This is a genomic window from Pseudomonas endophytica (assembly GCF_001411475.1).
Taxonomy (GTDB): domain Bacteria; phylum Pseudomonadota; class Gammaproteobacteria; order Pseudomonadales; family Pseudomonadaceae; genus Aquipseudomonas; species Aquipseudomonas endophytica.
This window is the reverse complement of the sequence record NZ_LLWH01000168.1, coordinates 26,146-38,300: the sequence shown is the minus strand read 5'-3', so window position 1 is coordinate 38,300 and position 12,155 is coordinate 26,146. Positions and strand designations below refer to the sequence as shown.

Here is a 12,155-nt window from a genome sequence, read left to right as displayed (position 1 = left end):
TACGGAAAACTTCAAAGAGGCGATGTAGTCACAAGGCGCAACGTTTGTAGCGAGAAAACTGGATACGACTTCGGCCCTACCAACCGTTTTTTTGTACTTGCCACCATCTGAACCCCGGTTCGGGCCAACCCACACGCAACGGGTGCCTGTCGCGGCAATGGCTGCGGTCAAGGCCTTGGTCTGCTGCCAGGCCCATGTTTTGGGAAAATCTGGTTTGTCGTAACCCGCCATCGTGTCACCCAGCACAACCAACACCAGATCCGGTTTATCAGCCGCTATCAACTCACTGATCGGCTTGGTCGCAGTCTTATCGCTCAACACCACCACCTTGCCGGAGTCACGTCGTTCAGCGGCACCACACTGCCCCGCCGGGGAGGCTTTGAGCCAGTCGCCAGCATTCGAACCGCAAACCCCCAATGTATGAACTTTGGCCCCTTGGGCCACGAGGTCCTCATGCAAGGAGGTAATCAAATAGCCAGGCGTCGCCAAGTGGCTGTCGCCGATCATCAAAATAGTCATACCCGCCAAAAGAGATGCTGCCACGGTCTAACTCCAGCTTATTAGTACGAATACGGGGAAAGGTAAGGGTTAACCGGCATCGGCATGCGCCCGGTGAAGTCTTCTAGCGTGTAACGCAGATACAAGCCGCCCGTCCATTGCTTGTAGTCCTGAGCGTTATCCATGCCGAAACTGCCCCCCAAAATCATGTTACTGCCCAAGCGATACTCCGCCGCCGCGCCGAGGTTATAGCCAATACCGGTTTTGTTTTGCCCCGAAGACTGGCTCTGCAACGATGACCCAGCAGCCGCATAGGCCGTGGACGCCTGCTCTAGCACGGCCTGCATATTGCTGTCGTTGGCGAAATACTTGGCCGAGTCTTGCTCGATATGTTGCAGGCCCACAGAACCGCGCAGGGTGTAGCTCAAACGATCCGTGCGTTGCGACCAACTAACCGGTACGCCAATAGAGAAGTAATTTTGCGGGCTGAAATAACCGCCACTGCCGTAGGTGAACGTCCCCTGATTGTTGTCGTAACTCAGGGCAGTAGCCCCTAACCCTGCGGTCAACTGCCGGGTGTCGTCGCTTAACAAGTACCAGTAAATACCGGCGCCGCCTTCAGCACGGGTGTTGTCTTTGACGTTGTTGCCTAGCAGCTTATACAGACCGGCATAACCGTAGGCACCGTACTCGCCATTGTCATAGCCCAGTTGTACACGCCCGCCATTAGCGGTCACACCGCCCCATTTGAGGCCGCTACGCGCATCTTTGGCACCGGCAAAAGACACTAGGCTGTCGTTCACTGAGCGACGCGACACACTCGCGCCATAGCGCACATTGCTGTCATCGCTCAATGCCCGGTCAATACTCACGCCTCCCACTGGGGTGCTGTACAAGAAACCCAGCGGGCTCATACCAATATCGGCCTTGAGCCCCAGCGAAGGCATTTCGTAGCCCACTGCCACACCGACGCCTGAGTCCTTTTGACGCCCAGCCGAGCCATCAACGCCACTGGCCGCAGCCAACTGAGCAGTGGTCGGTTCGGGGGTCGCCAGCACCGCTTGTACGGCCTCAAGTTGAGCTGCGTTAGGGCCGCCAAAACGGGTTTTGGCAGAGTCGCCAACACTGCCTGCATTCAACGACACGGGCGTCACACGCAGGGCAACACGGTCATCGCCCACAGGCAAACTGATCTCCAGCGGCGCTTCGACGTCGGTCATTTTGCTCAGCCCCGACTCGCTGTCATTGCTGCGAATGGCCACCCCTTGAGTGACACGGGGGCTGCGTTCTTGCTTGATCTCAGTCAAGGCTGTTTGCATCGCTTGGCGCGCCTCCTCCTGCGGATCACTCGCCACGGGTGCAGCTACGCGGCGGGGCGCAATGTAGTCATCTTCGTAGCCCCCCGGGACATACCCCCCCTGACTGACGCTTGACGCTATGCGAATAGGCCGCGAGGTATCCGCAGCATACGGGCGCGGAACAGGTTCGATAACATCGTCTGCGGCGGCGAGCTGTTCTTGTGCTGGCTCTGGAATCTGCGGCGCACTGCCCTGTGCCAATCGCGACTGACGGCGCTGACCCGCTGAGCCAACGAAGGGGTTGGCAGCAACTGCCGTGTTGGCGAAAGGATTGAGCTCTTGTTTGGCTGGAGCTTGCAACGCAAGCGCACGGGTGTAGAGGTCCTGAGCCTTTGCGTTTTTACCCTGAGCGCGGAAGATACCCGCCGCACTGGCCAGTATCTGTGCATCATTCGGCGCCAACTCCAGCGCTCTGTCGGCGGCGTCTGCAGCCCCACTCTTATCACCGGCCTTACTCAAGGCTTGCGCCATACCGATCTGCAATTGCGGGTCGTTAGGAGCATTGCGCAGTAAGGGTTTGTACAGCGCGATGGCTTTGGCACTGTCGCCATTGGCTAGGTACATGCGCGCCAAAGCGCCATTGGCCAATGGGTCGTTTGGCCGCTGGGCCAAGGCCGGAGCCAAGGTGTCGTAAGCCGCAACCAAATCGCCCTTCTCACGCAATACATCGGCTTGGCGCACGGTGTACAAAAACAGGACTTCGTCGTAAGAACGCTGATCCGCCGCAGTTAAAGGCTGGCTCTGCAACTCATGCAGGAGCTGGTTAACCTGCGCATCATCCCCGGTTCTGAGCAGCACACCGGCGTAAGCCAAGCGCAAGGACACTGGCGGATTACTGCTTTGTGCAATAGCGTTGCGCAGCATCGACAGAGCGTGATCGGGATAGCCCGCATCCACGTAAGCCGACGCCAGCATCCCAATAGACTGCGGCTTGCCAGAGGCAGCTAACTCAGCACGGCGCAACAGGGTTAGCGCTTGAGCGCGGTCGCCTTGCTTGGCCAGAGTTGAAGCTTGTGCCATCAGCGACTGAATCTGGGCTTGACTGGCCAACTGCTGCATAGGAGCCGTTCGCTGGCTAACAGGAATGCGATCTAAGGTACTTTGTGCAGCCGACCATTCCCCCAACTGGCTGGAGAGCAATGCATTGGCATACAACACTTCTGGATCTTGGGGGTTCGCTTTGAGCGCCTCAGCCATGGTCTGCCGAGCCTTGTCAGGCGTTTTGGCTTGCAGGTAATACAGCGCCAGGTCGTAATGCGCCCAAGCATTGCTTGGATCATTGCGAACGGCCTCTTGTTGCGCCGCAATAGCCCCTTTTAGGTCACCGCTGCGTGCCGCATTCTTGGCCTTACCGACTGCCACAGCCGCTTTCAACGGACGCAAATCACCCAAACGCTGTTGCTGAGCTGGGGTCATACGATCAACCATTTGCATGGCCTGAACAGCCTGACCGTTTTGCGACATCACGGTGATCAACCCTAGCAACGCATCCGGGTTGTCTTTGTCCAGATTCAGCGCTTGACGATAGCTGGCCTCGGCGTTACTCAACTGATTTTGCTCTGCCTGCACCGCGCCCAACACAATGTAGCCCTCAGCCTGACGCGGTTTGCTGGCAATCGCTTGCTGCAACAGAGTGCGTGCGCGGGGTAGATCTTGGCTGGCGCGTGCCTTTTCGGCTTGGCTCAAGAGGCTCCAATAACGGTTGCCATCCAGCGCCGTTTGCCAGCGCTTGTCAGAGCCACGAGCCGCAGCACGGCTGAGCAATTCATTGGCATCGCTCAAACGACCCTGGCGCTGACGAACCAAACCCAAACCACCCAGCGCGTCAGAATCTTGAGGCTGTTCTTTTAATCGCGCCTGAAAGGCTTGCTCAGCGACACTCAACTGATTGTCTTGCAATGCCTTAAATCCGCGCGCCAAGTTTGGATTCATGTTAGCCGTGCTGCCCGCCTTAGGCCGGCGTTGCATTTGAGCGCGAATTTCGCTGTCGTTGGGGTTGGCCTTGAGATAAGCCTCGAACAAGGGGATATCCGAGGGGCGCGGTATACCCAGCCATACCAGCCCTTGGCGCCAGCTTTCGGTCGCCTCCCCGCCCAATTCGGGGAGTGTTGATAACTGTGCAAGACGACGCAAGCCTTCAGGGCGAGTGCCCTCGTTACGAATCAGGAGCTTTGCAAGCACCAATTTAGCCTTGGCGTTATTAGGGTTCTGTTGCAACAGGCGCTCTAAGCCTTCTTGCGCCTCACTGCCCCCTCCGGGGGTATAACTTAGATAGTTGTAGTACTCCAGGGCCAGCTCACCTTGAGGCGGTTTACCCGCGAAGGCCTGTCGATAGAGCGCTACCGATTTTTCCAGTTCTCCACTTCTCGCCTGGGTGCGCGCCTCATCCAGTAAGTCCGGATTTTTACCGGCTTGCAACGCGACGGCCTGCTCCAGCTGCAGGGTCAACGGGTCACCCGGATGGGACTTCTTGAGCTGCGCCAGATAATTTCCGGCCCCCGCCGTTCGCTTAGCCTTGAGCTCAAGCAAACCAAGACCATAGAGCGCATCCGCTTGCTGAGGATCGATCAGCAGCAGTTTCTTCCAGACCTCAGTTGCCCGAGCAGGGTCATCTTGGGTTTGCCAATATTTACCCTGTTCTAGCAGCGCTTTACCCGCGTCATTAAGCGCGGCAAAACTGCTGTTATTAATCAGGGCAGCAAGTATCCCAAAGGCTACGGCGTGGTGGCGCGCGGACATAGTGTCTCCCACATCGGTTGCAACTTCCCGTCATCAAGGAAGTGGTAGCGGTTATCCACATAGCCCAGCGAAAACAGGCTAAGTACAAAAAAGTAATAGGGTGGCTGCGTAAGCTTGAGCGCTTCAGGCGTCAGGCTCTGCGCCATAAGCTGCTCAACACGAAGGGCCTGGTGCTGTTGCACTGACGTCTTACCAAGTGCTTTGAAGTACGGCAGCAATGCCGCTGAAAAACCAAACGGCCCCGCCCCACTTCGCTCACCGCTTGAGACCTGAACTTTTTCAGGCGGCACGCCGTCTTCAACAGTGGCCTGTAACATCCCCCCCAAATTATCGAGGAGCGGTTTGCGCAAACGGTCACGAGCAGGCATCACCCCTGCCCACAGGTACGTTCGAATAGCGTCATAGCTGCCTAGATCCCCTTTGGTGGGATCAACGATAAACTCGCCTGTGTCAGGCCCGGTGGCTCGGTAAGTCACCCAATCCGCAACAAAGCCGTTGTGAGAAACGGCTTTGATCAGGGTGACGGTATTTTTGGCGATTTGTGCCCATGGGCCTTGCGGGTCGACTTCTGCAAATCGTCGCAGCATCGGAATAGGCATGTAGCTTGGATTCAACTGCCACTGAGCAGGCGTCGCCGGATCAGGCTTGATGAAACCAAACTTGCCGGGCATTAGCATCTCGCCCAAACCCGGCAAGTTAGCAACTTCTTGACTCACGACGTTCTTCAGCAAATGCCGGCCGTCTTCGATGTAGTCTGCGCGATGCCACAACCGACCGGCTTCTAGCAAGGCATAGGCAAACCACAAGTCGCCATCAGAAGCCGAATTGCTGTCGAGCAGGATCCATTCGCCGTTCTCATCCAGCCCCCAAAACCATCCGGGCAAATGGGTCTTGATGTCACCTTGGGCAAGATTATTTACGCTCCAACGCCATAGCTTTTCGAAGGTTTCACGGTCGTCGGCCACTAAAGCAAAAAACATGGCATACGACTGCCCCTCCGAAGAGCTGTGACGCTGTGGCGTACTGGCATCCATGACTCGACCGTCGGGCTGCACAAAATGCTCGGCGAACGTCTGCCACAACGGCCAAGGCGTGACATGGCAACTGTCGGCGCGGGCTGTGACTGGCACTAGCCAAGTCGTCAGCAACGCAAACAGAGCGATCCCTTGCAATTGAGCTCTAATGGCCGTCACAGGCTTGATCAATGGCAAAGTGGCTTACTCTTTAAGGCGCTTGTTGGCACGAGCACGCAATGCCAAGTACGCGAGCCCACTGAGCAACAACACACCCAGCCCAGTCAGAACCAACACCCAGACCACGTTGCGCGACATCAGCCATTGCAGGTATTTGATCGTGCCCAGGCTGCCAACGTAATAATCCTCGTCAGCCACCAGCGCTTCGATGGTTTTATCGCGAACCACCACCAGGCTGCCCTGAATCGACTGGGTGTAATCTTCACCCCCAATCAGCGCATTGGTGGCTTCAGCCAGCCCCTCAGGAGCGCTACCGGCGATCACAACCACACTGCGTCCGCTCTTGAGCGGTGACTCGAAGCCAGTCAGGTAAGTACTGCGTGCGCCACCCGAGAACGCCATCGCCAGTTTGGTTTTACGCAAATTAGCTTCAGGGTCTGGACTGAACCAGTCACGAACGCGCATCGGCAAGTCAGACAGGTGAAATTTCTGCTGCCCATTGGCATCGTAAGCGGGCAAACGGTCGGCCCATAGCGATAACAATGGCTGATTGGCTCCCGAGGCAAACACCAAAAGGTCTTTGTCAGCCGCGCCGGCCACCTGAGCCGCCTCGATCACCTGCACGCCAACGGCCGGGTAACCGGTGGACTCGCCAAAACGCCCAAGCACGGTCAGAAAAGCATTGATATCGGCCGCGCCAGGATGATCCGGGAGCACTACTGCGGTTTCCGACAGGTCGGCCATGCGCGTGAACGGGAAGCCTGCGTCTTTAAACACTCCCAGGTTAGGCATCGCCATGAAATGGTCGTAGCCGGTTAAGTCTAAGGTCGACTCAGGGTCGATGGCACCGCGCATGTTGTCGATGATGATGTCGCGGCATTCACCCTGCTTGATGTAATCAAACATAAAGCGCAGTTGCAGACGTGACTGCAGGGCCACCGAGTTGAGCGGCAAGAGCACGTTCGCTTCGCGATCAAGGTTGCCATTGTTGCCTGGTAGAGCGCTGAGCACGCCGTTATCGAGCTTGTCCTCGGACGGCAGGCTGTGCGACTGAATCAATGCATCGTTGAAGCTGACGATAAACGACGAGTTGTTAGACTTTTCTTGAGGCGTATAGCGGTATTTAAGGTCCAGCGGCGCCCCTTTATCGCGCCAGGTGAACAAATCTGGCGGGAAATTCAGTGGCACAACGATGTCTCCCGGGTTGTAACCGGAGACGTTAAATTCCTGCCCAGGCAGCAGCTCGCCGAGCTTGATCTTGCGATCAGTCGGCAACCAGTTCGGCGCGTCGTAAGGTTTGCGAGGCTGGACAACCGTGAGGTTGTCGATCACCACATTGTTGCCCGACAGCGCTTGGCTACCCAGCACTAACGCAGTCGCGGCACGTTTGAGTTCGGCACTGTCTCGCCCGGTAATGACCAGTAGCTTGCCATTAGGATCGTTGGGGTTGGTGATGATGCTCACACTCGGGCCCTTAGCCGCTGGCAAGCTAACGCCGTCCAATTGCAGATCACCCGGCCCGCTCAGCAGCACCACGGCGTTACCGCTGGCCGGGATCTGGTTGAAGGTTGAGGTGAATCTGGCACCGCGGTAGCTGGCCAGAGCGCCAAACCAGGAAGACAACGCCCCGGCCGCTTCCAGCGTGCTGTTATCCGGTGAAGCGGCGAATACGAACGGCAAGTTCAATGGTCGCGCATCACGGCGATCAAAGAATGGCAGCGGCATAATCGACAGGTCGTTGGGCAACGCCAGTGGCGACACATCAATGGTCAGGTTAGTGCCGTTGCTGATTTTGGCCCACAAGCTTGAGTGCAGAGGATCCTCGCAGCTCATGGTGTAGTGCCCGATAAATTGAAGGCTTAAACGGTTGAATTCGGTGATCAAGTGCGCCGGTATCTCAATCGTCTGTTGCTGCGGCTGCCCGGCCTTATCTTTGGGCAACGGCAAACTCGCTGCCACTTCTTCATTGATCAGTACGTTGATTTGCGACAGATCCGCCAATAGCGAAGGCGAATACGTGTACTGCAAGTTCAACTTGGCGCCGGTGACGATGGAGTCAGCGCGCACGTTAAAGTTGACGCTGTCAGTTGAGTCCACACCGCGCAAGGTCATGGGGTAGTTACGCCCCAACTGCTTGAGCGTCACGGTATAGCTATTAGGGTTAGCCGCGTCGGTAGCAGGCGCAGGCGCCGTCTCGGCGTTTACAGTGCCGCCACTCAACGCCAGCAAGGCACAGGTGATGCCTGCCAGTGTACGACGCGGGTCGCACAGATTACTGAAAGCGATAGGCTTTGAGTTCATCATTTGTCCATTACGTTTTCTAGAGTGGATGGGGCGACACGACGACGGTGAAAGGCATTTCGTACTTCCATGATCGTGGCTTGAAGAAGTGCGTAGATACCGCGCCAACCGATGCGACTCACGGCCCCCAAAGCCGTCAGAGGGGTGTCGATCTGCCCATGGCCCCACGTCGAAGCCCAAGTATCAGCGCGTGAAAACGTTAATCGGACCAGTTCGCTTTGCTGACGCAAGGTCAAGCTATCAAACTGCAGCCCGAGCAATGAGCCACGGCTAAACACAATACTTGCCGGGAACATACTCGAATGATCGTTGCGAAATAATGAGAGCTGGACCTTCACCCCCTGAGGTACGGTGACGCCCTCGGGCAAGCGTAGGCCCATCCCTTTTTGCGAGAAGTCTTGGGTCACGCCCCTGATGACGCGGCCGTCGGCCAAGGTCAACAGCGCGGGTAACTCTGCGGTCACGCGAGGTTCTGAACGTACCTGACGGGTTTCACTGGCTACCGCCACAGCCGCACTGGTGATGATGAGGTTGTAGATCGTCCACACCAAGTTGATCAACAAGGTGATGACTGCGCCCTCATGGCCCATTGCGAGCTGCACAAGACCAAAAATCATCCCTGCCACGTTGAGCACCAAGAGCACTACATAAGGGCGGGCTAGCTTCCAGTCAAAGAAGGTCTGGTCGATGATCCCGCCCTTGTTGGTCACGTTAAAACCACCGAACTTGGGCTTGACCAGCGCCATCAACACCGGGCCCATGATGTACCAGGCCAGTACGGTCTCGTACACCTCGTTCCAAAACGAGTGACGGAAGCGCCCCTGGATCGCGGAATTGGTCAAGCTGGCATGGAAGATATGCGGCAGTGCATAGGCTGTAATCATCAAGCCAGTCGCATGGAAGATTTGCGCGCCAAAAAACAGATAGGCCAGTGGCGCAGTCAAAAACACAAGACGCGGTAAGCCATAGAAAAAGTGCAGCATGGCGTTTAGGTAGCACAGCCGCTGACCCAGCTTTAGGCCTTTGCCAAACAGAGGGTTATCGGTGCGGAAAATCTGCGCCATGCCCCGGGCCCAACGTATCCGCTGGCTGATATGCCGTGACAGGCTTTCTGTCGCCAGACCGGCTGCCTGCGGGATTGCCAAATAGGCAGTGTTGTAGCCCGCACGGTTGAGTTTGAGTGCGGTATGGGCGTCTTCGGTCACGGTTTCTACCGCGACGCCGCCGACCTCCTCCAACGGAGCACGACGCAAGACTGCACAGGAACCGCAGAAAAAGGTGGCATTCCACAGATCGTTACCGTCTTGCACCAGGCCGTAGAACAACTCGCCTTCGTTGGGCACTGAACGGAAGGTATTGAGGTTCTTTTCGAACGGATCCGGAGAAAAGAAGAAGTGCGGCGTCTGCAACATCGAAAGCTTAGGATCTTTCAAAAACCAGCCGATGCTGATTTGCAGGAACGAGCGGGTCGGCACGTGATCGGCATCAAAAAATGCGACGTATTCGCCGCTGGTTACTTTCAGGGCTTCGTTAAGGTTCCCGGCCTTAGCGTGACGGTTGTTGTCACGGGTGATGTAGTTAACGTTGATCTGCTCGCAGAACACCCGGAAGTCTTCGCGACGACCATCGTCGAGCACATGGACGCGCAGCTTGTCCTTGGGCCAGTCGATGGCTTGAGCGGCGAAAATAGTCAGTTTTACGATATCCAGTGCTTCGTTGTAGGACGGAATAAACACGTCTACCACTGGCCACTCACTGGGCGGCCCTTTCAGCAGCACAGGTTGACGGCGTAATGGCCAAGCCGTTTGCAGATAGCCAAAAATCAATACCGCCAAGGCGTAAAGCTCGGCCAGCACTAAGCCATAGCCGAACGCTATGTCGAGCCAACTTTCGAAGTCGAGTGTCGACGTCACGCGCCAATACATGTAGCGCAACGAAGCCGTGAGTGACAGGCCGATCAAGATCAGGATCGTCAGGCGACCTGGCATTTTGCGCAAAACCAACGCTACCGCGAAACAGCCAGAGGCGAAGATGCACTGCGCGTATAAGTCAAAGGGCGCAATGATGATGAAGACCCCCAGCACGGCACACAACACGGCTAGGCCAATGCCCAGCGTGCGCCGCAGTGCTGTTGGCCACTGCTCGATACGGTCGGAAATTGCCTGAGCCCAGCGCTGAAAGCGCGTGGGCTCGACGCCGGCTTCGGATTCTGGGGATGTCGTTATCACTGGGCTTCAACCCCTTGAGCACGTGAGGTCTCAAATCGAGCCTGAAGTTTTTCTGCAAGCTGCACGAGGTCTTCACGCGCCGCCGAAGATTCAGGTACCGACAACGGATTACGGCCATAAGCCAGCGCTTCGCCCAACGCGTTGTCCTTGACCACAACTGCTATCAACTGCTCCCCGAGGCGCCGCTTTAGTACCTCAAGCATGTCTCGGGAAAACTCGCGACTGGCATCGAACTGATTCACCACATAACTGCAGTTCGAATACGCCGCACGTGCATGAGACGCAGCGAGTAGGCGTTCCATTATGTCTAGGGTGTTGAAGCTGGCCGCATCAGCGGTCGTGACGACAATGACCTCATCGGCGACATCCAGCGCTTGATCCAGCGACGGTGTGGCGCCGGTCGCAGTGTCAATGATCACTACATCACCCTCGCCCAGATGCATACGATCGAGTTGACGAGCTAGCCAGTGAGGGTCTTCGCTCATTTCCACAGCCAAGGCGTGACGTTCGTCTTCGCTCAATACCCCATAAGGGAGCAACAAAGCGTCATCAAAGCCGTGCTGCAACCTGTCGCTCCAGGTGAGCAGTTCACTGCTCAAGCTGCCAATACCGGGCACGCCTTGCTCAACACCCAAGTGGTAGTGCAAGGCGTTTTGTGGGTCTAGGTCGAGAGCAAATACCCGACCCTTCTCTAGGCGCAAACTGCTCGCCAAGCCGGCACCCAGCGTGGTTTTACCGACGCCGCCCTTAAGCGAAACCATGGCTACGATATGCGCCTTGCACGTCACTGGTCGGCCCCGAGCAGCGGCGTGATGCAGCGACTCATCAGCCAGAGCCTGCGCGTGCGCCTGACGGGCTTGAACCACTTCAGCAAGCAAATTGCGCAGTTGGCTAGGCGTCGCGACTGGCCAAGGTTGCTCTTCAATGGGGTGAGCGGCCTTAAGAGACGCATCGGCAATCACGGCTTTATCCTCAACTTCAACAATGGCTGCTGGCACTGAGGCTTGCTGAATACCGAGGGAGTCTCGAACGCCACTTGCCGCACTAACCGACGATGGCTCGACCGCAGGTGCAGGATCCAACCGTTCTAACGAAACAGGCTCGTGTTCGAGTTGCGACACACTTTGACCGACTTCGACAGCCTCGTCGTCAGCCACAACAGGAGCCATCTCAACGGTAGATTTCGGTGGTATTTCGGGGTGCGATACCGGAGTTTCCGCTGGCGGCGCGGGTTGCTTCTCTTTGTAATCGACCTGACTTTCGAATTCGTGATAACTGTCAGCGCTGGCTCCGAATCGACTAAAAAGATTCGAAATGTCATCTGTGCGATTCATAGAGAATTCCCGTGACGCTGACTTTTATTAGGGGTAGCTGCATCGCCACATGTCCTAACTAAAAGTAAGCCAGCAAAATGATATCGTCAATAATTTGAATATTTCAGCGCTAAATTTTCTGCCTAAAATGAAAAATCATTGATTTCGCCATTATTTTGACGTTCGAGCATTTGTTATTACCAAGCCCGCATCACCGCCACACCTTTATCGGTCGAATAAATTCCCAACCAATTGATTTTCAGGACTTATCGAGGAATAACAGAGCCATGCACACCCTCAAAAAATATCTCAGCTTTGTTACACAAACCGGCACAGAATTGACGCGAACAGCCACCCGCAATGGCCGCACCCCATCCAACCCTTAAAATTTTTTTAATATCGAACACTCAAATTTCACGCAAAACACTGAGAACGCAAAGATGGGCTGTAGGAGCTTGCGCAGGCTGCGAGCTTTTGTTTTAACGATCAAAAAGATCGCGAGCGAGCTCGCACCAGAAAGCAAAA

The 12,155-nt window shown here is 56.2% G+C and carries 6 protein-coding genes; all 6 read right to left on the bottom strand.

What is annotated here, in order from left to right; all coding sequences use genetic code 11:
- Positions 1-543 (bottom strand): SGNH/GDSL hydrolase family protein (locus tag AQS70_RS12795; RefSeq protein ID WP_055103141.1); only part of this gene is annotated, 543 nt, incomplete at its 3' end.
- Positions 544-560: 17 nt separating this feature from the next.
- Entirely contained in the window at positions 561-4,595 is a 4,035-nt protein-coding gene (locus tag AQS70_RS12790; RefSeq protein ID WP_055103138.1) for a cellulose biosynthesis protein BcsC, read from the bottom strand.
- A complete protein-coding gene (bcsZ, locus tag AQS70_RS12785) occupies positions 4,571-5,788 on the bottom strand; it encodes a cellulose synthase complex periplasmic endoglucanase BcsZ (RefSeq protein ID WP_241492836.1) in 1,218 nt (405 codons plus the stop codon). The genes AQS70_RS12790 and bcsZ overlap by 25 nt, the downstream gene beginning before the upstream one ends.
- Before the next feature lie 24 nt (positions 5,789-5,812).
- The gene (gene bcsB / locus AQS70_RS12780; RefSeq protein ID WP_082428102.1) at positions 5,813-8,089 is read right to left on the bottom strand and encodes a cellulose biosynthesis cyclic di-GMP-binding regulatory protein BcsB; all 2,277 of its coding nucleotides are present in this window, start codon (positions 8,087-8,089) and stop codon (positions 5,813-5,815) included.
- Positions 8,089-10,317 (bottom strand): UDP-forming cellulose synthase catalytic subunit, encoded by a 2,229-nt coding sequence (gene bcsA, locus AQS70_RS12775; protein WP_055103137.1) that lies wholly within the window; start codon positions 10,315-10,317, stop codon positions 8,089-8,091. Before bcsA ends, bcsB begins: the two co-directional genes overlap by 1 nt.
- Entirely contained in the window at positions 10,314-11,651 is a 1,338-nt protein-coding gene (gene bcsQ / locus AQS70_RS12770) for a cellulose biosynthesis protein BcsQ (RefSeq protein ID WP_055103136.1), read from the bottom strand. Before bcsQ ends, bcsA begins: the two co-directional genes overlap by 4 nt.
- Positions 11,652-12,155 lie beyond the last annotated feature (504 nt).